Raw genomic sequence first — 24,695 nt, forward strand, 5'->3', positions numbered from 1 at the left:
CTTATAACTAACCCAGCGCAACGCTTGCGCAAATACAAGGAGCAATCGCGCTGACCTCTAACAGCTCACAAGGTAGTGTAGCGTTATTATTCATTCACTCAACACTTCAGATAAGGAAGTTCCCGTTTTGTTTCCATACCACCACAACGTTATATTTTTAGGACAGCTAATCTTATCAAACCTTATCAAATGTTCCTCATCTTTATCTGTTGGGTGATAAAATAAACTAAATTTTTCATCTACTGCCTTACTTTCGTTGTTTATAGGACTTGCACGTCTACCCTTACTATTTACTGTGCTACAACGAAGTTGAAGAAGTAATGTGTATTCGTTTATCTCTTTATTTACAGCCTTTCTTATAGCTTCTCGCACCCTTTCAGCCACATAGTTTAATTCATAAGTTTTGTTCTTTTCTAGCTTGTCAGCAACTTCTCTAATATATTCACGTACTGGTTTGCCGTAGTTTTGCCTCTCAATTTTTTCTTTCTGAGGTTCACTCTCAAAACCGTTTTCAATAAAGACTATAAATGATTTTAATAGATATTGAAGTTCTGTAGATATTGGGTCTATCTCCCCAGTAGACTCCTCGCGTAAAATATCCTTCAGCTTTTTTGCAATACATTTCCACAAGATAACGTTAAAATGTTCTTTCAAACGACCTTCAATTTCACATACCATTTTACTTTTATCTGGACATATTAGAATTAGCGACATTTGGCAATTATCTTGTCGTGCTTTTTCTCTCAATCCTTCAAATTCATCTTCTATTTGACGTTTATCAATCATAGAGTCTATGCGCACTTTGTTCTCTATACCCAAAATAAACTCCAAATTGCCGTTTTTATCACGGAACCACACGCACACATCAAGACGTCTTTCATTTTTGTTGCTAGCCGTTAAAGATGTATCTAATGGTTCTTCTCCATATACTTCAACTTTATACTCACGCGGATTTTTTGAGTATTTTTTCATAAATTGCTCACGTTCTAGCAATCCTGTTATTTTTTTAAGAAAACAACTCCCTAGCCCGTGGTCGCCAGTTGGGTCTAACAGATATGCTAAAACAGCAGAGACGTTCCGTTCGTCCACTCTACCAGAGTATGAAGCCAAGACTTTAAATATATTCATAAGACACCTCCAATAATACCTTTACTTTTGTGGAGCGATATATTTCACAGCACCGCTCTCATCATCTGTTTTCCAACGCTGTAGCTTATATACTCTTTTTGAGCCACCAAGCACAGTAGTATAAGTAAAAGTTCCATTAACCTTAAACCAGCCCTATTACCTCCTAATAATGTTTGAAACATCATAGCCTATGTCTTACAAGTTGTCAAATATTTAGCTTTTAAGCTCTAATATATAGACCACAAATATTCAAACCTTTGTAAATAGCGTTCATCACTATCCTCTATGAAAACGCAGTTTTCCGAGTTTGCATTACTGGCAGGATTAGTCCAGTTAAACGAGCCAGTCACAACAATTCTGCCATCAAACACTGCAAATTTGTTGTGTTCAATCTTATGTTTTCTGTGCTTTTTTAAGGGCACGCCTGCTAATATTAACTCTTCAACTTTTGACGACCTGCCAGCAGCTTGAAGCCTATCTGTTATAACTTGCACCTTTGCGCCACGCTCTTGTGCCCGCTTGATAGCCGCTACAATGCCGTCATTATTTATACTATACACTGCAATATTAACAACAGATGCCCTGTCAATGTGCAATACAATGCTATCTTCACAGTCCTTTGAGGGAGTAAAGTATATTCCCAGTACCTCACTAGCTAAAGTTGGCGAAATTAGGAATAACCATAGCAATAGTATTCTAGCCATTAACTATTTCATAGCCACATTTCGGGCAAAGCTGCTTTATGCTACTTTTTCTTCCACGCAATAGTAGAATTACCCACCATGCTCCAAGCGTAAAACTCCCTAGAAGTAGGTGACCTAGCACACCCAGACAACCTGTTTGTTTTTGAACCACAAAACTATTCATTTCCTCTTCGTTACACTTAGGACATTTCATAAGGCATCTCCTTTTGCTCCATATTTAGAGCAATAATATATGCGATTTTTCGGCTTGTCAAGGAAATTTTGCTCTAAAACTGGAGCAATATGTTCTGATATTAGAGCATAAATAGTTTCATAACTTATGAAACAAGGAATAAAGAGCAACAAGGGTATTGGTAGTCGCATACGGGCTTTCCGCAATGGTCTGAGTATGACTCAGGAGAAACTTGCCGCCTTAATGCAGCTTGCCGACTGCGACATATCACGTGGAACACTTGCAAAGATTGAGGCGGGCATCAGACACATATCGCTAGAGGAGCTTATAGCTATAAAATGCGCCCTGCAAGTGGACTATAAGGATTTATTGGAGTAAAAGTCAAGCTGACTACTAGCTATGTATAATACTTGACCATTTCCCGTTTTTGTTATAGTATCCCGTATTATGTCGGACAACAACCCCAACAGGGAATATAAGGATAGTGTCTTTACAAAACTGTTCTCTGAATAGGACAAGCTCGTTGAGCTATATAATGCCATATCAGGTGCGCATTACAACGTTTCAGACGGCGTTATAATCAACACGTTAGATAGAGTTCTGTTTATGAATCGCCGCAACGATGTTTCATTCGTTATAGGGGACAAGTTAGTCGTCTTGATAGAGCACCAGTCAACGATAGATGAGAATATGCCCTTACGACTACTAATATATATCGCTCGTGTTTATGAAAAGCTCATAGACAGCAAAGCAATATATAGACGTAGGATGTTGACAATTCCTCGTCCAGAGTTTATAGTGTTATATAATGGCAATGAGGATATACCCGATAAAGACACAAAGAAACTGTCCTCTCTGTTTGCTAAGGCGGGACTAGAGGATAAAGCCTTATTGGAGCTAGAAGTAAAGGTGCTGAATGTTAATAGCGGGCATAACAAAGACATATTGGGTAGTAGTAAGACACTAGGTGATTATGCAGAGTTTATAGAGGTAGTTAAACGAGAGACAAAGGGTATAAATAGCAGGGACAAGGGTGCATTAGCGGAGGCAATGGAAAGGGCAATAAGGGAATGTATAAGTAAGGGGATATTGAAGGATTTTTTAGTTGATAATTCAACGGAGGTAATGAACATGTTGACAGAAGAGTTTGACCTCAACGTGGCACAACAAGTTTGGCTAGAAGAAGGCGTTGAAATAGGCTTACTGAGAGGTGAGCTACAAGGTAAGCTAGAAGTTGCCAAAAATCTCTTGGCGAAAGGCTACTCCGTATATGATGTTGCAGACCTCGCGGGGCTTTCACTTGCCGAGTTAAAAGAACTAAACCAGCCTCATCTTGAACTATCATAAGTTTTCGGATAGTTGCTCCGCTTGACCCTTTTGTCAAAATAAGCTAATATAGTCCCGTTGTGTTTCAATGGGAGGGGGCTGGCTATGCCTGATAATTCTAACGAGCAAGATTGGGCTGTATTTATTAAAGAACACTATAAGAGTGTGCCGTTTTTGAATTTTGTTGGGATGGAGGTATTGGAGACGGCTAGTGGCTTTGCACGTCTGAGGATACCTATGAAGCCTGAATATTCTAATCCTTATGGTATTGCACACGGAGGACTTACTGCCGCACTGCTAGACACGGCAATCGGCGTTGCTATTAGAACGCTTAAACTTAAAATTGTTACGCTAGAACTATCTACTTTCTATCATAAACCTGCACAACTAGACGATGTTCTATTTGCCGAAGGCAATCTGTTTAGGGGTGGCAAGACAGTAGTGCATGGCACGGGCGAGATATTCACTGAAAAGGACGGCAAACGAGAGCTTGTTGCTAGCGGGCGCGGCATTTACTACATCAAAGGGGAAGACGACGGCATTTATAAATAGCTTGCAAATCAGTAGCCCCCCTGTTATACTGTTGCTATGACTTTAAGTGAAGAGAAACTAGAACTAGCACATAAACAGGAATTTGCTCAGCTTGTCCGCGCAGTAAATGCGCCATTTAGCGAATACTGTTTTGCCAATCTATATTTGTTCCGCACTCAGCACGACTATAGAATCTTGCGCCGTGATGGGCTAATGTTCTTGCAGGGCATTACCTACGACGGCGAGCGTTATGTTATGCCACTTTTTCCGCTCTCTGCTGGCAATGAGACTATCCTACGGGAGGTGATGGCAGAGGGGTTCTCACTATTCCCCGTTGCGGCAAGCGACCTATCAATATTTCCTGAAAGCATTTATTCGTATAGCTTTAACGTGGGTGATTCTGACTATGTCTATAAACGGGAGCGCATTGCGACCTATCCGGGCAGATACCTGCACAAAAAACGCAACCTAGTCAAGCAATATCGCACTTATGCACATAGGGATGAGCCTTACAGCTGTGCGGGAGAGCGGGATGCACTGACGATATTAGACGAGTGGTTGCGCTTGAGTGAAAACCCTGTAGAAGATACCGATTACGAGGTTTGCAGAGAAGCACTCTTGCGTTGCGATGAGATGGGGTTGAAAGGGCAGATTTACTATGCCGATGCGGGCAGTGGCGAGAAACCATCTGGCTTGCTCTTAGGCGAGGAGCTGAACGACAACACGTTTGTGTTGCACTTTGCTAAGGGGAACATAAGTTTTAAGGGGATATATGCACACATGTATATGAGCCTTGCAGAGTCGCAACAGCTGGCTAAATATGACTTTTTGAATTTTGAGCAAGATTTAGGTAAAGAGGGGCTTAAACAGGCGAAGTCAACGTATATTACCGATATTATGAACGATAAATACAGAGTGCGCTTAAAATGATATATTTCATAGGCGCGGGTCCGGGCGACCCCGAACTAATTACACTAAAGGGCTATAAAGCATTGTCGCATTGTCCCGTTGTCATAACGGCGGGCAGTTTAGTATCGCCTGATGTGCTTACGCATTGTCAGACAGACGCGAAAATCTACAACTCCGCAACTATGACGCTGGGCGAGATAGTAGGTGTAATGAAATCGGCTGACGTTGCTGGTTCTGATGTAGCACGTCTGCATACGGGCGAGCCATCTATATATGGGGCAATCCTTGAACAAATGCTGCTACTAGACGAGGCGGGTATTAGTTATGAGGTTATACCGGGGGTCACCTCGCTCTTTGCCGCCGCCGCTGCATTAAAGTGCGAATTGACGCTACCTGATATATCGCAAACGGTTATTATTACGCGCTATGCGGGCAGGACTGCCGTGCCAGAAAACTTTGAGAATATCGTAAAGGCTGGCGGCACGTTGTGCCTGTATCTGTCAATGTCAATGTTAAAGGAGCTGACGGCTCGGATAATCTCTTGTGGCAGGGCGACTGATACGCCAGCAGCTGTTGTGTATAGGGCTAGCTGGGCGGATGAAAAGGTTGTGCGTGGCACGTTGTCTAACATCTCAGAGCTTGCAACGGGCATAACAGAGCATGCGATACTGATAGTAGGCGAAGTTGTTGCTAAACGATTGGCGACACCATCAAGACTATACGCTCAGGACTTTTCACACAAGTTTAGAAAGTAATTGTCATTTATTCCGTAATCCCGCAAAAAGTAAAGTAGAAAGTCCGCATTATGCATAATAGAAACCCCGCACTTTGCACAATAGGATTTACACACACGCAATGCTCCCTATTCCCGCACTTTTCGCACATCGCCGAGCGTTCATATTTACAGCCGTTTGCTATGCCAAGTCTTTTACATATCAATAACATAAGTCACCACCTTGATTTTCGTTGACGCTTAGTGTAGGATTGACTTGGAGGATTTGTAGCAATGCCGAATGCAGACAACAAAAAAGAGACTGAACGTAGCGCACTGCATGCGACTATTTGGCGCATAGCAAACGACACGCGCGAGGCGGTGGATATAACTCAGCTGAATGCACGTATTGCAGAAATCGTTACACGGGAGAACGTCCTGCGCACGGAGATTGAGGGGGGGGGTAATTCGTGAATAAAGAACTACAATTTCTGCTCTACAGCACACCGCAAGAAAACGTCAAGATAGACGTGGTGGTGAGGGACGAAACCCTATGGCTCACGCAAAAGGCAATGTCAGTGCTTTTTAACGTGCAAATCCCTGCTATAAACAAGCACCTAAAAAATATTTTTGAAGAGGGGGAGCTTGATGAAAGAGTGGTTATTTCCAAAATGGAAACAACCACTCTGCATGGTGCTATATTAGGCAAAACACAAACTAAAGAGACTAATTTTTATAATCTTGACGCAATCATATCGGTAGGCTAAGGGAATCAGATATGAGTGAAGTTCAACAAAAACAAGCGGATGAGTCTTTTTGCTCATCTTGTGGAGCAATTATCAAGAAAGAGGCAGAACTTTGTCCTAAATGCGGTGTTCGGCAAAAACATAGTGGTGGCGGAGAAACCAACTCTAGGTGGCTCACTCTACTGCTCTTGTCGCTTTTCTTAGGCTGGCTAGGTGTTGACAGATTCTATGTAGGCAAAGTGGGGACTGGCATTCTGAAACTTCTTACACTTGGTGGGCTTGGAATTTGGTCTCTAATAGACATTATTTTAATCGTTTGTGGCAAGTTCACGGACGCAGAGGGTAATCTTATTACCTCAAAGGGTTAAAGAGTTCATACTAGATTGACACTGTGTTCCATAGCCTCTGTTTTATATCCATAATAGCCTGCCATAACATGGCAGGCTTGTTTTGTTGTATAGGACATAAGTATTATCAGCTTATTATGTCCGTATCTTTCAGTTTAGCTCCACTTGCAATAGTACGCCTTAATGCATCCATATCGCCACTTTCAAGGAGGGACAACAATTCTTGAGAGAGTTGCTGCTTGCCTCTTTCCTCCCCTTCCTCAAAAGCCTCTTCACGCCATACCCTTCTTGCTGTTTCCAAGCTAAACTCTGCTGTAAGCATATTTATTACCTCCTTAGAGTTCTCTATTAGAAACTCTTTCAATATTCCTTTTTCTATGCATTCCTTTACTGCGGCTTCCATAGCTTGCTCTAAAGGATTTGTGCTATCAGGAGCAACGTATTCTGTGTGTTTTCTTGCCATCTCTACAAACCCCGCATATTGTTTTAAGGCTCTACATTTGTCCAATATTGCACTGTTGCGTCCGTTATTTACGTTAAACACCTTAACTTCTAGCTCTAAAAAGCCTTGCCTATCCTTACCTGTTGTCAATGCCTCTATATTAAACATATCAGACAGCCTCAACGTGCTTTCATCTAGCATCTTATCAATACCATTATATAACACTATAAACTCTGGACGAGGAATTGTCAACTTTTTTGCTTTATAGAGTTTATCGTTATCTATCATTTTCTCATATACACGGGTAATATACTCTAAAAACCTCAAAGGCATATTGTGGTTGACGGTTGATTGATGTTCCACTAGTACAACCAGCTTGTCTTTCCCTATAACAAAAGACAAGTCATTACGTCTATCCATAAACAAAACGTTCTCTAATGTGTTGAGTTCTATGTCGTCTGGCGTGGCAACGTCAGTGCCAGCAAGGAAATTAAAAACAGCAACTATGTACTTGATAAGTATTTTGGGGTCTGATGATTTAGATAAACACGCAATACTTCCTATCCTCACACTTTTCGCACATTGCCGAGCGTTCATATTGACAGCCGTTAGCTATGCCCAGCCGTGTCAGAGCGAAGTCATATTTAGCGGGGTCTTCGGGTGTTAAATCCCTAAAAAAATTGTTGACTATAGCTAACGCCCTACTGCCTTTTTCGCCATGCAATAGTCCACAATGCGTAGCAAAACGGGTTATATGCGTATCAAGTGGCATAGATAGTGCAGACGGCTTAAAGCTATCCCACAAGCCGAAGTCAACTTCGTCCCTCCGTATCATCCACCTTAGGAATAGCCATAGCCGTTTAGATGCCGATTTGTCTGGCACTGATAGCAAGAAGTTAAGCCCCAACGTTATGCCATTCGGCGCATAATCCCGCAACCGCAACACAACGTCCCTAACAGCTACAAGCGGAGCAGTCGCGCCGCCCTTTATAGCCTTATCAAGCAAGTTTTTCAGGCTACCTTGTTCCATATACACACGTTGCATTAGTGTGCAGTAGTCAGCTACATCACTTGTTGATTGAAACCTGTATTTTAGATTAGTGGGATTAGTTGTTAATGTTAGCGGGTCTGCACCGCAATCGGTGAAAAAGTTATGTAAGAAGTTAGTCATCGCCTTGACATTGCCGTAGGCGAACATCGCCGCTGTGAACGCTATAAACTCCTTATCCCCCGCATAAGTATGCGGGAAACGGATTGGGTCAGTGTGGATATAGTTTTGATTATTGTATTTTTTATATAGGTATTCGCAGAATATTTTAGTGTCCAAGCGTCTTATCCTTTTTGCTCAATTCTCTTTCTGACGATTTCTGGCTGCCCCGCATAGCCCGCATACCGGAAGAAGTCGGGGAAATGAAACCCGCCCATATTCGTCACCCCAACTTCAATAGTCCGCGCTCCCTTGTCAACACTCTTTAGATAGTCTGTTAGGCTAATTCGCTTTTTATTGCCCTTTTTATCGTTACGCTCGTAATATGCGCTCCCGTTCGTCATAGCAGATAACACATAGTCAAAGCTAGCCTCATCAAAGGCAAATATGACATGGAAATCTGATAGGTTAGCAAGCCAGCCCGGTTTTATAGATATGAACTTCAGCCCTGACAGGGCACGCTTATTAAGCTCGTCTAATAGTTCGTTACTTACACGTAGCTGTTCTGCCTCAAACAATAGCATTTCATTTTCCCCTGCTACCCCCACAGGTAGCGGACAGGGCAACACTAGCCGCGCCTGCGGATTAAAACCCTCACTAAACTTCAACCTAATGCCCGCTGATAGCAAGATATGTGAAAACATACGGATAGATTCCAGTGCCGACATGTAGGACGCCACATCTGCACGACTATAATGTAACACATAGCGCAAATAGTGCGGTTTAATATTGTCCCGTCCGTTAGTTGTGGTTGGTTGAGGCTTTTCTTGCGGGGCGGATACATTCACCAGCTCCTTAAAATCGCACACGCCACAGCTAGAACATTTATCCTTGCGACAGTCGCCGGTCGCCTGCCCATGAGCCGCTTTGTCCCGCTCGCTTTTTAGCCAAGCATCACTAACCCCGCAGTTAATATTAGCCCAAGGCAGTTTTTCATCATCAGTGTAATTTTTACATGCATATTCTTCAGGTGTCTTATCAAACTGGGCAAATAGTGCTGCCCACCGCTCTGCACTAAAGTATTCGCTCCACGCATCAAGGTAAAAGTCCGATTCTACCGCCCCCGCCAATACCTCATTTATGCTGTCGTCCGCCCGTGTAAAGGCACACTCCAATATGCTTGTCTGGGCATCGTGAAAGCGCAGCTTTACACGCTCCTTTGATAATGCGCCTTTTATCAGCGAATGTTTGCGTTGCAGTTCCGCTAGGCTCGCCATACCGAACCGCTCAAACGGCGTGTGCGGTTTAGGCACAAAGTTTGACACTGAAACTGTTATGTCAAATCCCCTGCCTGTGCGCGTTACAGAACGTATTTTTTTAACAAGTTCTGCTATGCCCAGCAAATCTTCATCCGTTTCATAAGGCAACCCGCACATAAAGTATAGCTTCACGCCGTTATACGCCGTTCGTTTGGCGTAGATTGCGGCGTTTAATATCTCGTCCTCAGTAATATTTTTGTTGATAATATCCCGTAGCCGCTGCGTTCCTGCCTCTGGAGCAATCGTAAAACCGCCCTTCCGCACCATACCCGCCTTTGCCAGTAACGTTTGGTTGACGGTCTCCGCCCGCAGAGAGGGGAGAGCAAGGGATACGTGCCGCCTATTTAGGCTAGAACCAAGCCTGTCTAACAGTGGTTCTATCTGTGAATAATCTCCGCTATCAAGGCTCAAAAGCGACACCTCTTGTTCGCCAGTCGCATCTACCAGTGCCATTACCCCGCAGTGGATATTTTCCACTCCCCGTTCACGCACAGGGCGGTATATGACACCTGCTTGACAGAACCGGCAACCATTAGAGCAACCGCGTGATATTTCCGCTGAGAGCCTGTCTTGAACAATCGGCATAGTAGGCACTAACGGAGCAACCGCCCCAGTATCACTTGGAAAGCCCTTGTATATTTCCCGTTTGGCTATTTTGTTTGAGGTGATACTTGGAATATATGTGAACGGATATTTGTCTAACATCTCTAGCTGTTCACGTCTAGTGCCGCCGGCTTGACGGAGCTTATGTAGTTTCTCCAGCGCAGGAACAAGGGCGGCGTCCATCTCGCCAATAAAAAACACATCTATGAAGTCTGCAAGTGGTGCAGGGTTATACGTGCAGCAGCCACCCGCTATTACAAGCGGTTCATTCTCCCCACGCTCGCTACAACGTAGGCTAACTCCTGCTAGTTTTAAGGTTTGCAATGCGGTAGTGTAAGCCATCTCATACTGAAAGCTGAAACCTACAATATCAAAATCGCTGATAGGCGTGTGCGTTTCAAGGCTGAGCATAAGAGCCGCACCAAATTTATCCATCGCATCGCGCCACGGAGCAAAGAATCGCTCGCAATAGATAGACTCGCTCCTGTTTAGATTAGTATATAGAATACGGAAACCTAGGTGGCTCATACCGATTTCATAAATATCTGGGAATATCAGACAAAACCGCAACTTGCCAGCAGGTTCTTTGACGAGCATACCCAGCTCGCCACCCGTGTAGCGTAGCGGCTTTGACACTGACAGCAGGTTAAGGGACACTAGTCGTCCGTCTCACGCCTAACGTATGCGTTGTGTTCTGCCTCAAAACCAATGCTGGTCTTTTCACCGTGTCCGGAGATTACCACCGTGTCGTCAGGCAGTGCGTATAGCCGTTTAGTTATTGAACGAACGAGTGCAGTTGGGTTGCTGTATGGTAAATCTGTCCGCCCCACTGAGCCATAAAATAGCGTATCGCCCGACAACAACACGTTGTAGTCGGGTATGTAGAAACAGACGCCCCCGGGAGTGTGCCCAGGCGTATGGATAACCCTTAAATCAAAGTTTTCTACTGGGATAATATCGCCATCTGCCAGAGCTTCTACATTTTCGGGCATTTCAAACTCATCAAGTCCGAAGTAGATGTTTGATTCCTTTGCCGTTGCTAATATAGGGTTGTCGTTGGGGTGTATATAGACAGGCACTTTGTAGTGTCTCTGCAGTTCCGCCACACCGCCTACGTGGTCAAAATGCCCGTGCGTGAGGAGAATCTGCTGCGGGACGAACTTTTTGTCAGTAATAAAGTCTATCACCTTTTCAGGCTCGCCGCCGGGGTCAACTATGACAGCCCTGCCCCTGTCGCCAGCAACTATGACACAGTTTGCACCGAGTGGTGCAAGTTGAATAACATTTATATCCACAATAATACTCCAGTAAATTATCGGGGCGACAGGATTTGAACCTGCGACCCCACCCACCCCAAGGGTGTACGCTACCAGTCTGCGCCACGCCCCGATTATCGGGTAATGATACGATATGGAACGAAAAATGTCAAGACTTTCGTTTCCTCATTTAGTTGCAATATTTATTAGCCTCCTCTCATTTTTCTTGTTGTTTTTTTTTTTGAGTTATGCTGGACTGAAAAAGTAAGTTTTGGAGGTAATGGAGATGAAGAAAGTTTTAGTGTTTTTGTTGGTATGTGCGTTCGCACCGCTGGCTATGGCAGCTGGCGACTACAATGCGGGCAATAACAGGGACTGGAGCTTAACCATAGGTTCTGGTTCATATCCTGATTCTAAGATTACTGATTCTACTGGTGAATCAGTAAACTTTGATATGGGCGATGGGCTTAATGTTGATTGGCACTTGTATTTTACCGAGAACATTGGGATGGGTTTGGGCTATTCTAGTAGTTATCAAGAAACTAAAGTGCCGACTGGCAAGTATACGTCTTGTTAACAGCTGGCTTGATGTTTGGGGAGCACTCGGAATAGGTTTTTCTGTTTTTAATGATGAATTTAAACATGTTTCTAATTATATGCTTGACACCTCATATGCTTCTGGCATAGAAGTTACCCCTGTCTTAGAAGTGGGTGTGGACGTTTACTGGAAACATTTACTAGCTGGCGTATTTGCCCAGTATGTGAACGTAAAATTTAAAGATGATTTTGACAACGAAGTAAAGGTTAGCGGAGCTATACTAGGTGCTAGAGCTGGTATAGCGTTCTAACAAAACAAATAAGTTGATGTTTTTGCTTTTTTGCCCTCCCTGCCTTATATGGGGAGGGCGATTTTTCATGTTGATATTTAGATTTTATTATGGTATCTTGTAGGTATCTTATTGAGGAGATATTTATGGCAAGCGTGGCAACAAATCAAGTAAAGGCTATGACTCTACGTTTTGATGACCCTTATGACGTAGCGGTAATTGATATGGCGGCAAAGGCGATGAATCAAACTCGTTCAGGCTTTCTTATCCTGTCAGCAAGGGAAAAGGCTGAAAGAGTGCTTAAATCTGTCAGTGCTACAAGGGCAGAGGTGGAAACTATGCTTATCAGCCCAGAAGCATACGAACGCATTGAATACAGGCTGGCACACCCTAAAAAACCAAATAAAAAGCTGACAGAATTGATGAACAGGCACGATAGATAATCATACTTTATGATTATAGGAACTTTTGAACCACATTTTGAGCGTTCATCGTTTGAGTGTGAGAATAATGACTTGAATCGTTACGTCAAAACCCTCATTACCCAAGATATAAAACGTGGGATGTGCAGTGCTTATTCCCTGCTGGCTACTTGGCAAACTTGCTCGTGATATATCAGCAAAGGGTCAAGGTGTAGGCACTGCACTTTTGCGAGACGCACTGCAACGTGTTAAAACGTTATCGGCAGAGGGTGGCGGTTATTGCGTTGTAGTTGATTCTAAAGATGAAAAATCAGACCTGTTTTATAAGCAATATGGCTTTGAACTGCTTGATGAAAGCAAAAACGAACATAGGTTTTATCTGCCAGTGGCTGAAATACCATAACTACCTGCACACGCTACGTCCCTTGTCTATAATGTTTGATTCTATCCCAGCACAGTCTGTTGTTGAGTGGAACAGATAGCTATGGTCAATCTTTTTAGAACTATTTTTGACAACGTTCTTATAGCGTGCGTCTTGCCGTAGGGCAGGGGAGAACCACACTATTATAGGCACATTGAGCACGTCTTTTGACGAGCGGTTAAGGATTTCCTTGTTGTCTAATTCAGAGCCGTGGTCTGATGCGTATATGACTATAGCCCTTTCGTTAGCTAGCATAAGGAATAGCTCGCCAAAGAATTTATCCGTTGCACGAACGCTATTGTCGTAAGAGTTGACTAACGCCTCTTGCGAACATTCAGATAGTTCTTTATTCTCACAATACGGCTTAAAATAAGCATCCTCCGCCATATATTTGCTGTCAAAGTGCCAGTGGCTACCATAAGTATGCACCATAATCAGCTTTTTGCTGGCAGGTGTCGCAAGGGCATCTTTAATATAGGGTGCTAGGTCGGTGTCTAGCGTTTTTGCACCCCAAATGATGCTGTTCTTATGGCGGAATATGTGGTCAGCCTCCGCCGCTATCAGTGCAGTGGTGCTCTCACTTGCCCTGAAGTTATACTGGTTGCTGAGCCACCACGTTTCAAAACCGAGAGACTTAAATATAGAAACAAACGATGTTTCATTAGACCAGCTGTCATCGTGTATGTTGTTTGCCCTAGTCAGCATACAGGGCACCGATAGACTGGTGGATGCGGCACAGGCGATGGCATCTTTATATGCAACAGCCTCTGATTTATCTAAATACGGCGTAGTGTTGCGCTCGTAGCCGTTTATGTGCAAGTGGTCGGAACGTAGCGATTCGCCTATAACAAAAACAACCGTCAATGGCGAGTCGTCTTTGCGCTCAAATGTAGCCACATCTGTCAAGGCTATGCGTTTTATGTTTTTAAGCTCAATATGTCGCTTTATCCCTTTATGGGTGGCATTCCACATCACATAAGGCATTGAATAGTTGGAGTGGTGTAGATATTCGGGTTTGAAAAAATTATAAGCTAACGCAAATAGTAATGCTAATGTTAACACTACTATATTATGTTGCAATGGCGGACGTTTTAGCTTGGTGCGTGCGTATAAGCACACTGCTGATAAGATTATGGCTATTATAACGTAGCTGACGAGCGTCTTATCAATAACATCTATAGCCTCGTGCGGGTTGGTTTCAACAATGGCAATGACTGACATCTTGCTTATTTCAGCGTTATGCACCTTTACAAAGTAGGTCGCTACTGCACTGAATATAAAGGTTAGCGGTAGCAACAGGTAGAATAGTGCCCTAAACAGCCCTATAAAATACCAGTATGGCAGGGAGGCGAAAAACGACAGCACAAAAGCAATAACGAATTTATGCCCATCAAGCAGTGCGCCGTAGTATATAGAGTTGCATATACAGCTATATACAAGCGTTATCAGCAGGATAAATGACAGGTAGGGGTATTTTTTCATAAGTTGCAAGAATATATCAAATTTTCATTTCCTGCAACATTAGGACTATATATTCCCACAAGGTAGGGCTATTCAGGCTGCTATCGCCACTTGTAAAGGTGGCGGGAGATAAAAACCGTTTCATTTCAAAGAGAAACTCTTTATGCTGGGCGGGAAGGGCATTGACACGTTCCCGATAAATGGCTAGGAACGTGTTGTAGGCTTTTCCCCTGTCAGCAACTTTTTTCTCTAATAGGCTTTTATTCAGTTTGATGTTTTGACGTGATAGCCATAGTATATCCCATACATCGCGATTTTTCACCCTGTTTGGGCGGAATGCGATGGCGATTAGTTTATCTGCTAATATCTCTTCAAGACTTTCTGCGTATAAAATCAATCCAGATGTGCCAGTTTCGATTCCATATTGATTTTTTAACATCATTGGTCTGCGTTCGTAGCTTGGTAGCTTGCAGATGTCAATGTTTATCCTCTGTGCGGGTATATCAGGGCGTGATTGCTGCATAATCACCTTTATTTTCCACGTATCAGTGTCCCCAGTCTCACGGACAGGTTCTGTGACATCAGCTGACAGCCCATATTTTTTAAGGAATCGTTCTGCTAGTGCTGGGGTTAGGGTGGCAAGCTGCCCTTTTGTGAAGTCTAACCCGCCTGTGAAGTCAAGGTCTTCACTCAATCGTTCAGAACCGTAGCATTTGCGCAAGCACGTGCCCCCGATAAATGTAAGCCCTGCTAATAGCCCCTGCCTGTTCATCTCGCTCAATACGTCAATGTGTAGCAGTTCCTTTTCAACGACGGGGCGGAGCGTTACATAATCTTTTGCGTTTTCTAAAGCAGTGTCAATAATCTTGTCAAACATATTCATTAACTAGCTCCATTGTCGGACGTTTAGCAAACTGCATATCCTTTATAGCTAGTGACTCATTCGCACGCCATAGTCCATAGCGGGCGTCGTAGGTTAGGTCATTAGCGAGGCTTTCAATGCTACGCTTTGTGTGTATAAACTCAATATTGCCCCAAACTCCGCACGATATAACACCAGAACGTCCGTTAGTCATTAGTGTGATGTGTCCTAGTGGCAGTTGAGATATGAATCCCGCCTCGCTGAGGACACTCTCCATAGTTAGGTAGCAGAGAGCGTTTTCACGTAGACGGGCGGCAACATGGTACAGCTCAAATCCACGTCTATATTTAACCTTTGGGTATAGATACACATTGCGACACATCCGCACTAGTAGCCCGCACTTGACTGCTCTGCTAAACAGATTGCGCAAGGAGGCTATACTAATATCAGCAAATATAGGCACAAAATCAGCCACATTGAAGATATAGTGCCCCTCATCTGCAATGGTGTCTAAAACAGCAGTCAATCTCTTAATAGGTTGCATAGTGAACACAAGATAACACTTTTTGTTATTTTTTGTCAACCTATTAGTTATGTTAGTGCAGAACTATCTCTTCTGTGGAGGGCATGCGGAACGAAAAGGTCATATTGTTATCCTTTAATCAACGAATTTCATAGTCAACGTTTTCACTAGACAAACTTTTAAGATGTGTTATATTGATAGTCAAGTAGTGTGGGGAGGCGTATGTTGAGCAGCTTGTGGAGCAAGGTAAAGGCGTTGTTTTTCTGGGCATTAAAGCTCGTCTGGGCTTTTGTCAAGTCTCATCCGCTTTGGACATTGCTTATAGTGTGTGTGTGCGCGGTATTTTATGCTGTATTATTATATGAAGCCTTGCATTTGACCAGTATGCCTACTTTCTGCAAACTCTGCCACCCTCAGCAGGAGACGGGACCCTTTTCCGAGTATCACACTTGGAGCAAAAACGTCCACTCGCTCAATAATGTTGAATGTCTTGACTGCCACAGCTCGCAACCCGGTGCACTTGGCTATATGGGTGCAAAGATGGGCGGTCTGTATGACTTAGCTATGCACGTATACCTTAACAAAGATGAAAAATTAGAGCGGTTGCAGCACGCTGAACTGAATAGGGACTTAACCAAAGCCATCGTTTGTATGCACTGCCATAGCGACTCCGCCAACGAGGATAACCGCAAGGATATATTCATGACCTTTGGTGGCGTTGCTATGCGTGAGCTTGATGCAGTGGTCAACCCCAGCTTTAGACAGCAGTATAATTTGATTGATATAGAGAACAGCCCTGTCCGTGCGGGTGTAGAGCCTAACCACGCTATGCACATCGCACAGGGGGTGAACTGCGCCACGTGTCACGTGAAAGTTGCCCACAGCGGTGAATATAAGGCGAAGTTAAACATGCAGACCTGTTTCACCTGCCACGATGAAAAGCGCGACAAAGACGGCGCCGAGCCTGTGGCTAATGACGACTGCGAGCGTTGCCACGTGAACCAAGTAGCCTTGCAAGAGGGGGTAATTGGCGACAAAGAGCTTGCGGATAAGACTATAGAGTGGAAGTCAAAACATGTGAAGACTAAGGCGGGTAGGGACAGTCCCTCTGCCCGCTGGTATATGCGTGATTTAGGCTGTCAAAGCTGCCATGCCGACCCGTTTGAACATCCTAAAAAGGAGGACTGCAACAGTTGCCACAGCGAAGGCTATGGGGATATGATGACTGACTGGCAGGCTGATTTTGATGAGCGTTCAGACAAGGCTATAAAGTTCCTACGTGATAATATGCCTAGCAGGAAACGTATGAACGCTGAAAAGTTAGCAATACTAGCTAAATATGAAACAACCTTTGATTTAATCTTGAAGGACGGCAGTCGCGGTGTTCACAACCCCGACTATGTAAGTGCAGTGTTTGATAAACTGGACAAACTGCAGAAGGATTTTGACCGCGAACTCTACAGCCAGCAGTGACATACGTGGCAAAGCATTAGCCGACTTCAGCTCTGGTGCTATCAGCGTCTATGGGTTGATGGAGCAGCTGTCGCTGGCGGCGGATGAGCTGGTAGCTACCAGTTGGGGCGTTGGTAATATTGCAGATAGTATTAGTGAACTTGCTATATCAGCACTCGGTGGTTATGCCCGCAGACAATTATTTCCAAACTCCGACTTTGACCTGTTAATTATCCATAGGGGTGCTTTAAGCCCTACCCAAGAACAATTTATCAGGACATTTACAGCGGGGCTATGGGACAGCGGGGTGCGCCCAAGTATTCAGTTTGCTGATTTGCAAGAGATTTCTGTGTCAATAAAGGATGATGTAATACTTCGCACGGCATATATTGATAATCTATTTATAGCAGGCAACAGAGCGTTTTTTGATGAGTTTCAGCAGATAATCAATGCACAAATTGTAGTCAAGGGGAAGTTTAATTTCACTATAGCCAAGATTTACGAAACGCGCAGACAGGGGAATAACGCAACTGACAGCATTTATCTGCTAGAACCTAATGTTAAAGAGGGGCGCGGGGGGCTACGCAGTATCAATGTTATCTGGTGGCTGTCGCGTGTTCACTACGGAACTGCCAAGCTGTCTGATATATCTTATGAGGGGTTTGCCACTGCGTGCGAATTTATATTCAAGACTAGGGCGCACTTGCACCTACTAGGCAAGCGTAAGAACGATATATTGAAACGAGAGCAGCAGGAAGCACTCGCAGAAAAACTGGGCTTTATAGATGACAACGTGGGCAGAGCGGTAGAGAACTTTATGCGTGAATACTACATGCATGCGCATAGGCTCTACGAAATATCTAATGAAGTTATCAGGGCAATAGAGTCCCGCATAATAGTAAAGTCGGCTAGCGCAAATGAGCGTTCGCATACTATGCGAAAATTAGCTGGAGGGCTTTTCAGCTATGATGGTTATTTAATAGTCAAGAGCGGTGATTTAGATAAACCTGAAATGTTGTTAAGGCTTATTAAGAGCAGTTACGAGCGGAATATCCCCATATACCAGCCTCTTATAGAGCGGCTAAAGGGGCAACGGTTAATATTATCTGATACGGACAAACTAGCTTACGGGCAACAGTTCGGCGAGCTGCTAGGAATGTTCCCCAATAGCGGCAAGATTGCGCGAATGTTGCTGGAGTTTGGACTGATAACTGCGTTCATACCAGAGTTTGCGGCTATCCGCTATCGCATACAATATAATTCGTATCATCAATATACAATAGACGAGCATACATTGGTTGCATTAGAAACTATTGATGGGATAGCAAATGTATCAAACCCATTATGTGCTATGTTTAGCGATACTTTGCGAGCACTGGCACGTAAAGATTTGCTGGGACTGGCGGTGCTGTTGCATGATGTTGGCAAGACTGGCGAAGAGCATACGGAAAGGGGGTATAGGCTCGCATTAAAACTGTTGCCCCAGCTTGGATACGATGAGCTGGAGACGCGGACGGTGGCAAATGTAATCCGCCAGCATATACAGATGTCATTTTTCGCTCAGAGACGCGATATAAACGTCCGCGATGAGGTCTTGCGTTTCAAGAGTCTGCTGAACACCCCACTGGAGCTTGATTTGCTTTATATATTAACATACGCCGACATAAACGCATTAGGCACAGGCAAGGCGACTGGCTGGGTAGCTGATAGGCTTCAATCGCTATATGCTAGGTGTAAAGAGATCTTTGCCTATCAGGACGACGAGGAAGCATTTCGCGAGGTAGCGCGGGCAAAACGGGGACATTTGCAGGTTGCGTCAGATATAGACGATGAGACACTCTATATGTTGCCACTAGATATATTGAACCGTTATGCCAGAATGACGCAGGAATTTATGGACACCCCGCGCATAGAGCTAGTTGCGCTCCCAACTCTTCAATGCTGGCGGTTGTTCGTGTGTGCTAACGACCGAGAGGGGCTGTTGAGGCGCATAGCGGGTGCGCTCAGTTGCAATAACTGTAGCATATTGAGTGCAGATATTTATACCCCTAAGAGCGGTATAGTCATTGATATGGTGGACTTTACCGCAAGTGAATTTGATTTAGACGCTGGCAACAGCGATTGGCAGCAAAAGATTAGAACAGACGTGATGTCTGCACTGACAAGCGTTGAGTATGCGCCTAAGTTTGCTAGGGGAGGTGTGTTTAAGGCTAAAGCCATCGCAGCCTATAACCGCAAGGTTGGGGTTAAAACGGAGATTAAAATTGACAACGTTCTCACGCGGCGTGGCACTATGGTAGATGTGTTTGCTGCTGATAGGGTGGGTGCGCTATACGATATTTTATGTGTGTTTGAGCATTTCAGCATAGGCGTGAAGACAGCTAAAATATCAACATCAGCTTACACGCTTATAGACTCATTCTTGGTAGCTGATAAGGCTGGTGGCAGGCTGACTAATGCTCTGTCCGCTAGTTTAGAGGCAGAATTGTTAAGAAAACTTAATTGAAACAGAGCTAATATAGCCCTCTAATTGATTAACTATGCTATCATACCCCCTATGCTCTATGATAAGTTTTATACTAAACCCGCTGTAGCAGGAGATTGTTTTAAGACGCTCATGCGACTTGTGTCTGTCGGCAGTGAAGATGTGTTTTTAGAGCCGTCTGCTGGCAGTGGCGTATTTGTTGAATTGATTAAATCTAGTGGCTTTCAATGCACTGCCTACGATATAGCCCCTGAAGGGGCGGGCATTGAGCAGCGTAATGTGCTTAAAATGACTACATTTGAGCGTAGCGACTATATCACGCTAGGCAACCCGCCGTTTGGTGGCAAAGGAGCACTAGCCGCGCAGTTTATCAATAAACTGCTACCTGTGTCAAAATGCGTTGCCTTTATCCTCCCCCTTACATTTATCAGGTATTCGGCACAAAGCAAGATTATCCGCACGGCAAAACTTATCTACAACGAAGCTTTGCCAGAGGATAGTTTCACCTGCAATGGAGAAGAGTTCAAACTGCGTGCGGTGTTCCAAATATGGACTACTCACAAAATGCCGCTTACAGATATTAGGCTACGTTGCAATCCGCCCACAACACACCCCGATTTTGCTCTTTATAGGCATAATGCAACAGCTGGCACTAGGAAGTATCTTGACTTTGATTGGCAGCTGGCAGTCTATGCACAGGGGCATAAAGAGTATAGCCGCATATTCACGCGAGATGATTATGCGTTTATAAAGGACAGGATATTCAACAGTAGCGACCAGTTCTACTTTTTCACAGCTAAAACGCCACAAGCATTGGCTCGGCTGAAACAGCTGGACTGGGAGGCACTCTCACGCAAAAACGCAATACGGGCATTAGGGTTTTCTAAATGGGAGATTGTGGAGGAGTATAAGGGAATGTTTTATTATTGAATACAGGCTGGCACACCCTAAAAAACCAAATAAAAAGCTGATAGAGTTAATGAACAGGCACGAGAGATAATCATTCTACAAGTCCACTATCTGAACCAGTTAGTTTGGCAGTCTAGCTGATTTGCTAGCTTATGTAAAGACCCTAATTAAGTTCTTTGCTCAATAACTTAGCTGTTGCAAATACGCCGACACTGCTTGTGCTGCTGTGGTTGCCTCGCCAGTGGCGATTGCAATCTGGCGGAACTCTTTAGAACGCACGTCTCCAGCAGCAAAGATGCCACTAACGTTGGTCTGCATGTGCTCATCAGTTATTATAAATCCATTGTTATCTAGTTTTAATAATCCCTCAAATGGCTTGCTGTTGGCAACATTACCGATAAATACAAACACCCCGTCCGTGTCTATCGTGCGCATTTCATTGGTTTTCAGGTTGCGGAGGAGTGCCGCCGATACCTTATCAGTCCCAATTACCTGCTCCACTACGCTATCAAGCACTAATTCTATCTTTGGGTTTTCACGCGCCGCCCGCTCACAAATCTTAGTTGCACGGAATGTGTCTCTGCGATGAACTATATACACTCTCTTGGCAAATCGCGTTAGATAAATACTCTCATTCAGCGCAGTGTTGCCACCGCCAACTGCTACTACTACCTTATCTCTGTAAAAACCGCCGTCACAGGTGGCGCACATTGACACCCCGCGTCCGATAAATCGTTGCTCCCCCTCCACGCCCATACTGCGCGGGTAGCAACCCGTTGCGATAATCACCGCTCGTGCATTGACGGGCTTATCACTACCGGCGATAGTTAGTATCTTGTCTTTGCCGTTAGCTACAATGCTCTGACACTCACCATAGCGGATAATTGCACCGAAACGCGCTGCTTGCTTGTGATAGCGTTCAGCTAGAGCAACTCCAGTAATCGTTTCCGCTACGCCAGGGTGATTGTCTATATGCGCAGTGATGCCCATCTGCCCGCCGGGAACGTTCCTTTCTAACACCAGTGTTGACAGTTCGTCTCGTGATGTATAGAGTGCAGCGGTGCAACCAGCGGGACCAGCCCCCAGTATCACTACATCGTAGTCGTCTTTTATAGAAGCAGTGTCAAAGAAGTGCTCCATTAGCTATCAACGTCGGTATTGTTTTTAACAAGCCTTAAATATGTGAAGTGCAGCCCATATAGAATAAGGCTTGCATCATATAACATATTGTGCCTGCTAGCCTGTGATAGCAGATTGCCAAGCCCGCCCGTAGACATGACCATTACAGATTTATCGGCGAAGTATTCACGCTTAATCCTGTCTATCAGCCCATCTACTAGCTCTATATAGCCATAGTATAGCCCTGATTGGATTGCCTCAATGGTGTTCCTGCCAATTAGATTGCTGGTGCTGGAAAGCTCTACCTGTGGCAGCTGAGCGGTGTTTATGTGGAGTGCTTGGGCTGACAGCTGTACACCGGGGAATATTATGCCACCTAAGAATTCCCCCTTGTCTGTCAGCGCATCTATGGTGGTGGCAGTGCCGTAATCTATAATGATACAGTTGGTTTTATGCATCTTGCGCGCTGCAACCGCCGCCATTAGCCTATCTGTACCAAGTGCATTCGGTTGGGTAACTAGCAATGTCAGTCCGTGGTCGCTTGTGCCGTTCACTACGATTGCGTCCTGCCCAAAATATCTGCTGACCATACGTGATATAGTGTACGTGAGCGGTGGCACAACGCTGGAAACGAGCACACATTCAATATCCGCTGTGGTTATCCTGTGCCGTTCAAGGATAGATAAGATGGATAGGGCATATTCGTCAGTAGTCTTCTGTATGTCAGATAGGAAACGGAACTGGTGGAGGACGTGACCGTCATCCATTACCCCTACTACTATATTGGTGTTGCCCACGTCAACTACTAATACCATAATATACTCCGCATAAGTCTCTTATGGCGGTACAGGGAATTGAACCCCGGACACTGCGGATATGAGCCGCATGCTCTAACCAACTGAGCTATACCGCCTCAATTATATAAAAAAATAAAATACTGGTTGCGGGGACAGGACTTGAACCTGCGACCTCCGGGTTATGAGCCCGGCGAGCTACCAACTGCTCCACCCCGCGATAATTTAAGGCTGGTCATGGTAATACGATTTTATAGGCTTGTCAAGCAGTTATTATATTTTATCTGCAAAATTCTTTTCTGCTTGCCTCTTTTGAGTGGTATGTTATACTACTCTATGTTTTACAACACTATGTTTCGCAGGGTGGCTACGTCAATAATAGCAACACTTTTTGTCGCTCTTTGCGTTCTTATCGCTATCAATGGTGGTGATGTGCCCGCACCTGCGCTGTTTATACCTAGTAATCACATGCTATTAGAAAGCATGCGTTTCGTCCACGTAATGGACACTGGCGACACAGCCATTTTAACTGCACAGAATGCTTATTTTAACGGCATACAGGAGGCAATTATCCTTGAAAAAACTACTCTGTCAATCAACAATAGCAGATACTCTATGACAAACTACGCCGACAGCGGTTCACTCTATATAGGCAAACAGCTTAACGCTGCGGGTGGCATTGTTGGCAAATGGAATAGCCTATCCTATACAGGGGATAACGACACAACCTTTTTGTATAGTTTTTTAGATGATACGGGCGTATTGAATAACGGCATTCGTATACAGCAATTAGGTGCTATTATCAAATCTGACGAGGTGCTATACGACGGTAAGACGGGCGTTACCACCTTTGCAGGCGCAGTAGATATGACTATTGATGGAAAAAAAGAATGAGGTTGCTCTTTGTGCTGTTGCTGGCAGTGTGTTTTGCGGCACTAGCTATGGCGCAGGATGTTGTGCAGAATGGCAGTTCTGCTATTAAATTAAGCTCTAATAAAATGAGTTATTATTCTAATGAGAACCGCTCTCGTTTAGTGGGCAATGTTATAGTGATAAATGATAATTACACTGTCACAGCTGATACATTGGATGTGATGATGAATAAGAACGGCGGGGTCCGCAAGTTGGACGGGCGCGGCAATGTGAACCTAAAAACTATTGATATGCTAGCTATGGCGGCGCGTGCGGAGATAGACCAAGCCAGTAAATATATCGTCCTGACAGGGGACGTGATGGTGTGGCAGGGAGATAGTTTTATGGAGGGTAGCCGTGCGGTATTCCAGTATGAAACGCACGAGTTTAAGATGGGGCAGGACAACGAAACTGTGAAAATTAACTTTAAGAAGGCGCCTAAGAAATGAGCCTGAAAGCAATCAATCTGCGAAAAGAGTTTGACGGGCGCACTGTGGTGAGCAATGTATCTATTGCGCTTGATAAGGGTGTTATCGTTGGGCTATTGGGACCTAATGGCGCGGGCAAGAGCACTACGTTTTATATGATAGTGGGACTTATCAAGCCAGATGGCGGAGATATTGAGCTGTGGGGGAAGAGCATAGCCCGTATGCCGATGTATCAGCGTTGCATGGCGGGCATAGGCTACTTGCCACAAGAGGCATCAATATTCCGCAAGATGACGGTTTATGACAATATTATTGCAGCATTGGAGTTTAGGAAACAGTCGCGCCAAGACTGCAAAGCTCGTGCGCAAGAGCTTATAGGCGAGTTTAGGCTGGAGCACGTGGCTGATAGCTATGGTTATACACTATCGGGTGGCGAGCGGCGGCGTTGTGAGATAGCGCGCTGTCTGGCTGGAGAGCCTGATTTTATACTGCTGGATGAACCTTTTGCGGGCATAGACCCTATCAGCGTAGCAGATATTCAGCAGATGGTTTTTTCCTTGAAAGAAAAAGGAATTGGTGTTTTAATAACAGACCACAACGTGCGCGACACGTTAAAAATAACGGACTATGCTTATATTGTAGGAGATGGGCATATCTTGACTGAGGGTGCGCCAAATGACGTGGTGACCCACGAGGACGTAATAAATAAGTATCTAGGGAAGGATTTCAAAATTTAGC

At 44.4% G+C, this 24,695-nt stretch carries 31 protein-coding genes and 3 tRNA genes; 19 read left to right on the plus strand and 15 right to left on the minus strand.

Annotated features, from left to right (window positions below):
• Window positions 1-90: 90 nt before the first annotated feature.
• The 3 genes from AC1MDJ_RS00210 to AC1MDJ_RS00220 all read right to left on the minus strand — a co-directional run bounded on the left by AC1MDJ_RS00210 (window position 91) and on the right by AC1MDJ_RS00220 (window position 2,025).
• Complete coding sequence (locus AC1MDJ_RS00210) at window positions 91-1,128, minus strand: PD-(D/E)XK nuclease family protein (protein ID WP_479688937.1); 1,038 nt, start codon at window positions 1,126-1,128, stop codon at window positions 91-93.
• A gap of 227 nt (window positions 1,129-1,355) precedes the next feature.
• On the minus strand, window positions 1,356-1,832 hold the full coding sequence (locus tag AC1MDJ_RS00215) for a phospholipase D-like domain-containing protein (protein ID WP_479688938.1): 477 nt from the start codon (window positions 1,830-1,832) through the stop codon (window positions 1,356-1,358).
• Window positions 1,825-2,025, minus strand: coding sequence for an LITAF-like zinc ribbon domain-containing protein (locus AC1MDJ_RS00220; protein ID WP_479688939.1), 201 nt, complete (start codon window positions 2,023-2,025; stop codon window positions 1,825-1,827). The genes AC1MDJ_RS00215 and AC1MDJ_RS00220 overlap by 8 nt, the downstream gene beginning before the upstream one ends.
• A 126-nt stretch (window positions 2,026-2,151) precedes the next feature.
• Between AC1MDJ_RS00220 and AC1MDJ_RS00225 the strand changes: the two genes are divergently transcribed.
• The 9 genes from AC1MDJ_RS00225 to AC1MDJ_RS00265 all read left to right on the plus strand — a co-directional run bounded on the left by AC1MDJ_RS00225 (window position 2,152) and on the right by AC1MDJ_RS00265 (window position 6,596).
• The gene (locus AC1MDJ_RS00225; RefSeq protein WP_479688940.1) at window positions 2,152-2,382 is read left to right on the plus strand and encodes a helix-turn-helix domain-containing protein; all 231 of its coding nucleotides are present in this window, start codon (window positions 2,152-2,154) and stop codon (window positions 2,380-2,382) included.
• A 228-nt stretch (window positions 2,383-2,610) separates the two neighbouring features.
• Window positions 2,611-3,351, plus strand: a complete 741-nt coding sequence (locus tag AC1MDJ_RS00230) for an Rpn family recombination-promoting nuclease/putative transposase (protein WP_479688941.1) — start codon at window positions 2,611-2,613, stop codon at window positions 3,349-3,351.
• Between the two features lie 84 nt (window positions 3,352-3,435).
• Window positions 3,436-3,882, plus strand: a complete 447-nt coding sequence (locus AC1MDJ_RS00235; RefSeq protein WP_479688942.1) for a PaaI family thioesterase — start codon at window positions 3,436-3,438, stop codon at window positions 3,880-3,882.
• A 36-nt stretch (window positions 3,883-3,918) separates the two neighbouring features.
• Window positions 3,919-4,791, plus strand: coding sequence for a DUF2156 domain-containing protein (locus tag AC1MDJ_RS00240; protein WP_479688943.1), 873 nt, complete (start codon window positions 3,919-3,921; stop codon window positions 4,789-4,791).
• A complete protein-coding gene (gene cobM / locus AC1MDJ_RS00245; RefSeq protein WP_479688944.1) occupies window positions 4,788-5,525 on the plus strand; it encodes a precorrin-4 C(11)-methyltransferase in 738 nt (245 codons plus the stop codon). The genes AC1MDJ_RS00240 and cobM overlap by 4 nt, the downstream gene beginning before the upstream one ends.
• A 50-nt stretch (window positions 5,526-5,575) precedes the next feature.
• A complete protein-coding gene (locus AC1MDJ_RS00250; RefSeq protein WP_479688945.1) occupies window positions 5,576-5,740 on the plus strand; it encodes a hypothetical protein in 165 nt (54 codons plus the stop codon).
• Between the two features lie 36 nt (window positions 5,741-5,776).
• Window positions 5,777-5,956, plus strand: coding sequence for a hypothetical protein (locus tag AC1MDJ_RS00255; protein WP_479688946.1), 180 nt, complete (start codon window positions 5,777-5,779; stop codon window positions 5,954-5,956).
• A complete protein-coding gene (locus AC1MDJ_RS00260) occupies window positions 5,953-6,249 on the plus strand; it encodes a virulence RhuM family protein (protein ID WP_479688947.1) in 297 nt (98 codons plus the stop codon). The genes AC1MDJ_RS00255 and AC1MDJ_RS00260 overlap by 4 nt, the downstream gene beginning before the upstream one ends.
• Window positions 6,250-6,260: 11 nt before the next feature.
• Window positions 6,261-6,596, plus strand: a complete 336-nt coding sequence (locus AC1MDJ_RS00265; protein ID WP_479688948.1) for an NINE protein — start codon at window positions 6,261-6,263, stop codon at window positions 6,594-6,596.
• Between the two features lie 106 nt (window positions 6,597-6,702).
• Here AC1MDJ_RS00265 and AC1MDJ_RS00270 read toward each other — a convergent pair whose 3' ends face one another.
• The 5 genes from AC1MDJ_RS00270 to AC1MDJ_RS00290 form a co-directional block, all read right to left on the minus strand.
• The gene (locus AC1MDJ_RS00270) at window positions 6,703-7,587 is read right to left on the minus strand and encodes an Rpn family recombination-promoting nuclease/putative transposase (RefSeq protein ID WP_479688949.1); all 885 of its coding nucleotides are present in this window, start codon (window positions 7,585-7,587) and stop codon (window positions 6,703-6,705) included.
• The gene (locus AC1MDJ_RS00275; protein WP_479688950.1) at window positions 7,556-8,344 is read right to left on the minus strand and encodes a TIGR02757 family protein; all 789 of its coding nucleotides are present in this window, start codon (window positions 8,342-8,344) and stop codon (window positions 7,556-7,558) included. Before AC1MDJ_RS00275 ends, AC1MDJ_RS00270 begins: the two co-directional genes overlap by 32 nt.
• Before the next feature lie 5 nt (window positions 8,345-8,349).
• Window positions 8,350-10,743: a TIGR03960 family B12-binding radical SAM protein gene (locus AC1MDJ_RS00280; RefSeq protein ID WP_479688951.1), complete on the minus strand. Its 2,394-nt coding sequence runs from the start codon at window positions 10,741-10,743 to the stop codon at window positions 8,350-8,352.
• Window positions 10,743-11,381: an MBL fold metallo-hydrolase gene (locus AC1MDJ_RS00285; protein ID WP_479688952.1), complete on the minus strand. Its 639-nt coding sequence runs from the start codon at window positions 11,379-11,381 to the stop codon at window positions 10,743-10,745. The genes AC1MDJ_RS00280 and AC1MDJ_RS00285 overlap by 1 nt, the downstream gene beginning before the upstream one ends.
• A 20-nt stretch (window positions 11,382-11,401) precedes the next feature.
• Window positions 11,402-11,475: transfer RNA gene (locus AC1MDJ_RS00290), tRNA-Pro, on the minus strand.
• Between the two features lie 153 nt (window positions 11,476-11,628).
• Between AC1MDJ_RS00290 and AC1MDJ_RS00295 the strand changes: the two genes are divergently transcribed.
• The 4 genes from AC1MDJ_RS00295 to AC1MDJ_RS00310 all read left to right on the plus strand — a co-directional run bounded on the left by AC1MDJ_RS00295 (window position 11,629) and on the right by AC1MDJ_RS00310 (window position 12,994).
• A complete protein-coding gene (locus tag AC1MDJ_RS00295) occupies window positions 11,629-11,919 on the plus strand; it encodes a hypothetical protein (protein ID WP_479688953.1) in 291 nt (96 codons plus the stop codon).
• A 136-nt stretch (window positions 11,920-12,055) separates the two neighbouring features.
• Complete coding sequence (locus AC1MDJ_RS00300) at window positions 12,056-12,190, plus strand: hypothetical protein (protein WP_479688954.1); 135 nt, start codon at window positions 12,056-12,058, stop codon at window positions 12,188-12,190.
• 125 nt (window positions 12,191-12,315) lie between these two features.
• Window positions 12,316-12,612: a type II toxin-antitoxin system TacA family antitoxin gene (locus tag AC1MDJ_RS00305; RefSeq protein ID WP_479688955.1), complete on the plus strand. Its 297-nt coding sequence runs from the start codon at window positions 12,316-12,318 to the stop codon at window positions 12,610-12,612.
• 127 nt (window positions 12,613-12,739) lie between these two features.
• On the plus strand, window positions 12,740-12,994 hold the full coding sequence (locus AC1MDJ_RS00310) for a GNAT family N-acetyltransferase (RefSeq protein WP_479688956.1): 255 nt from the start codon (window positions 12,740-12,742) through the stop codon (window positions 12,992-12,994).
• Here the strand turns inward: AC1MDJ_RS00310 and AC1MDJ_RS00315 are convergent, their stop codons facing one another.
• The 3 genes from AC1MDJ_RS00315 to abiEi are packed head-to-tail and all read right to left on the minus strand — an operon-like array spanning window position 12,995 to window position 15,879.
• Window positions 12,995-14,494 carry a phosphoethanolamine transferase gene (locus AC1MDJ_RS00315; protein ID WP_479688957.1) on the minus strand — a complete coding sequence of 500 codons (1,500 nt, stop codon included), beginning with the start codon at window positions 14,492-14,494 and terminating at the stop codon, window positions 12,995-12,997.
• Between the two features lie 16 nt (window positions 14,495-14,510).
• Window positions 14,511-15,356 carry a nucleotidyl transferase AbiEii/AbiGii toxin family protein gene (locus AC1MDJ_RS00320; RefSeq protein ID WP_479688958.1) on the minus strand — a complete coding sequence of 282 codons (846 nt, stop codon included), beginning with the start codon at window positions 15,354-15,356 and terminating at the stop codon, window positions 14,511-14,513.
• A complete protein-coding gene (abiEi, locus tag AC1MDJ_RS00325; protein ID WP_479688959.1) occupies window positions 15,343-15,879 on the minus strand; it encodes a type IV toxin-antitoxin system AbiEi family antitoxin in 537 nt (178 codons plus the stop codon). Before abiEi ends, AC1MDJ_RS00320 begins: the two co-directional genes overlap by 14 nt.
• A 201-nt stretch (window positions 15,880-16,080) precedes the next feature.
• On the opposite strand from abiEi, the gene AC1MDJ_RS00330 reads away from it, so the two are divergent.
• From AC1MDJ_RS00330 to AC1MDJ_RS00340, 3 genes are read left to right on the plus strand one after another with little or no spacing between them, the layout of a single operon-like run.
• Entirely contained in the window at window positions 16,081-17,331 is a 1,251-nt protein-coding gene (locus AC1MDJ_RS00330; RefSeq protein WP_479688960.1) for a NapC/NirT family cytochrome c, read from the plus strand.
• Window positions 17,303-19,816, plus strand: coding sequence for a [protein-PII] uridylyltransferase family protein (locus AC1MDJ_RS00335; RefSeq protein ID WP_479688961.1), 2,514 nt, complete (start codon window positions 17,303-17,305; stop codon window positions 19,814-19,816). The genes AC1MDJ_RS00330 and AC1MDJ_RS00335 overlap by 29 nt, the downstream gene beginning before the upstream one ends.
• A 51-nt stretch (window positions 19,817-19,867) precedes the next feature.
• Complete coding sequence (locus AC1MDJ_RS00340; protein WP_479688962.1) at window positions 19,868-20,725, plus strand: hypothetical protein; 858 nt, start codon at window positions 19,868-19,870, stop codon at window positions 20,723-20,725.
• Between the two features lie 159 nt (window positions 20,726-20,884).
• Here AC1MDJ_RS00340 and trxB read toward each other — a convergent pair whose 3' ends face one another.
• The 4 genes from trxB to AC1MDJ_RS00360 form a co-directional block, all read right to left on the minus strand.
• Window positions 20,885-21,844, minus strand: a complete 960-nt coding sequence (gene trxB / locus AC1MDJ_RS00345) for a thioredoxin-disulfide reductase (RefSeq protein ID WP_479688963.1) — start codon at window positions 21,842-21,844, stop codon at window positions 20,885-20,887.
• Window positions 21,844-22,638 (minus strand): type III pantothenate kinase, encoded by a 795-nt coding sequence (locus AC1MDJ_RS00350; protein ID WP_479688964.1) that lies wholly within the window; start codon window positions 22,636-22,638, stop codon window positions 21,844-21,846. The genes trxB and AC1MDJ_RS00350 overlap by 1 nt, the downstream gene beginning before the upstream one ends.
• Window positions 22,639-22,662: 24 nt before the next feature.
• A tRNA-Met gene (locus tag AC1MDJ_RS00355) sits at window positions 22,663-22,736 on the minus strand.
• Between the two features lie 25 nt (window positions 22,737-22,761).
• Window positions 22,762-22,837, minus strand: a tRNA-Met gene (locus AC1MDJ_RS00360).
• A gap of 101 nt (window positions 22,838-22,938) precedes the next feature.
• Here AC1MDJ_RS00360 and AC1MDJ_RS00365 point away from each other — a divergent pair.
• The 3 genes from AC1MDJ_RS00365 to lptB are packed head-to-tail and all read left to right on the plus strand — an operon-like array spanning window position 22,939 to window position 24,694.
• A complete protein-coding gene (locus tag AC1MDJ_RS00365) occupies window positions 22,939-23,511 on the plus strand; it encodes a hypothetical protein (protein ID WP_479688965.1) in 573 nt (190 codons plus the stop codon).
• Window positions 23,508-23,978: an LptA/OstA family protein gene (locus AC1MDJ_RS00370; RefSeq protein ID WP_479688966.1), complete on the plus strand. Its 471-nt coding sequence runs from the start codon at window positions 23,508-23,510 to the stop codon at window positions 23,976-23,978. Before AC1MDJ_RS00365 ends, AC1MDJ_RS00370 begins: the two co-directional genes overlap by 4 nt.
• Entirely contained in the window at window positions 23,975-24,694 is a 720-nt protein-coding gene (gene lptB / locus AC1MDJ_RS00375) for an LPS export ABC transporter ATP-binding protein (protein ID WP_479688967.1), read from the plus strand. The genes AC1MDJ_RS00370 and lptB overlap by 4 nt, the downstream gene beginning before the upstream one ends.
• Window position 24,695 lies beyond the last annotated feature (1 nt).

This window comes from Candidatus Termitispirillum reticulitermitis (assembly GCF_054655775.1).

What these genes read in the sequence shown, in the direction of transcription:
- AC1MDJ_RS00210 (WP_479688937.1), bottom strand. Translation starts at nt 1,128, where the DNA reads ATGAATATATTTAAAGTCTTGGCTTCATACTCTGGTAGAGTGGACGAA.
- AC1MDJ_RS00215 (WP_479688938.1), bottom strand. Translation starts at nt 1,832, where the DNA reads ATGGCTAGAATACTATTGCTATGGTTATTCCTAATTTCGCCAACTTTA.
- AC1MDJ_RS00220 (WP_479688939.1), bottom strand. Translation starts at nt 2,025, where the DNA reads ATGAAATGTCCTAAGTGTAACGAAGAGGAAATGAATAGTTTTGTGGTT.
- AC1MDJ_RS00225 (WP_479688940.1), top strand. Translation starts at nt 2,152, where the DNA reads ATGAAACAAGGAATAAAGAGCAACAAGGGTATTGGTAGTCGCATACGG.
- AC1MDJ_RS00230 (WP_479688941.1), top strand. Translation starts at nt 2,611, where the DNA reads ATGAATCGCCGCAACGATGTTTCATTCGTTATAGGGGACAAGTTAGTC.
- AC1MDJ_RS00235 (WP_479688942.1), top strand. Translation starts at nt 3,436, where the DNA reads ATGCCTGATAATTCTAACGAGCAAGATTGGGCTGTATTTATTAAAGAA.
- AC1MDJ_RS00240 (WP_479688943.1), top strand. Translation starts at nt 3,919, where the DNA reads ATGACTTTAAGTGAAGAGAAACTAGAACTAGCACATAAACAGGAATTT.
- cobM (WP_479688944.1), top strand. Translation starts at nt 4,788, where the DNA reads ATGATATATTTCATAGGCGCGGGTCCGGGCGACCCCGAACTAATTACA.
- AC1MDJ_RS00250 (WP_479688945.1), top strand. Translation starts at nt 5,576, where the DNA reads ATGCATAATAGAAACCCCGCACTTTGCACAATAGGATTTACACACACG.
- AC1MDJ_RS00255 (WP_479688946.1), top strand. Translation starts at nt 5,777, where the DNA reads ATGCCGAATGCAGACAACAAAAAAGAGACTGAACGTAGCGCACTGCAT.
- AC1MDJ_RS00265 (WP_479688948.1), top strand. Translation starts at nt 6,261, where the DNA reads ATGAGTGAAGTTCAACAAAAACAAGCGGATGAGTCTTTTTGCTCATCT.
- AC1MDJ_RS00295 (WP_479688953.1), top strand. Translation starts at nt 11,629, where the DNA reads ATGAAGAAAGTTTTAGTGTTTTTGTTGGTATGTGCGTTCGCACCGCTG.
- AC1MDJ_RS00305 (WP_479688955.1), top strand. Translation starts at nt 12,316, where the DNA reads ATGGCAAGCGTGGCAACAAATCAAGTAAAGGCTATGACTCTACGTTTT.
- AC1MDJ_RS00315 (WP_479688957.1), bottom strand. Translation starts at nt 14,494, where the DNA reads ATGAAAAAATACCCCTACCTGTCATTTATCCTGCTGATAACGCTTGTA.
- AC1MDJ_RS00320 (WP_479688958.1), bottom strand. Translation starts at nt 15,356, where the DNA reads ATGAATATGTTTGACAAGATTATTGACACTGCTTTAGAAAACGCAAAA.
- abiEi (WP_479688959.1), bottom strand. Translation starts at nt 15,879, where the DNA reads ATGCAACCTATTAAGAGATTGACTGCTGTTTTAGACACCATTGCAGAT.
- AC1MDJ_RS00330 (WP_479688960.1), top strand. Translation starts at nt 16,081, where the DNA reads ATGTTGAGCAGCTTGTGGAGCAAGGTAAAGGCGTTGTTTTTCTGGGCA.
- AC1MDJ_RS00340 (WP_479688962.1), top strand. Translation starts at nt 19,868, where the DNA reads ATGCTCTATGATAAGTTTTATACTAAACCCGCTGTAGCAGGAGATTGT.
- trxB (WP_479688963.1), bottom strand. Translation starts at nt 21,844, where the DNA reads ATGGAGCACTTCTTTGACACTGCTTCTATAAAAGACGACTACGATGTA.
- AC1MDJ_RS00350 (WP_479688964.1), bottom strand. Translation starts at nt 22,638, where the DNA reads ATGGTATTAGTAGTTGACGTGGGCAACACCAATATAGTAGTAGGGGTA.
- AC1MDJ_RS00365 (WP_479688965.1), top strand. Translation starts at nt 22,939, where the DNA reads ATGTTATACTACTCTATGTTTTACAACACTATGTTTCGCAGGGTGGCT.
- AC1MDJ_RS00370 (WP_479688966.1), top strand. Translation starts at nt 23,508, where the DNA reads ATGAGGTTGCTCTTTGTGCTGTTGCTGGCAGTGTGTTTTGCGGCACTA.
- lptB (WP_479688967.1), top strand. Translation starts at nt 23,975, where the DNA reads ATGAGCCTGAAAGCAATCAATCTGCGAAAAGAGTTTGACGGGCGCACT.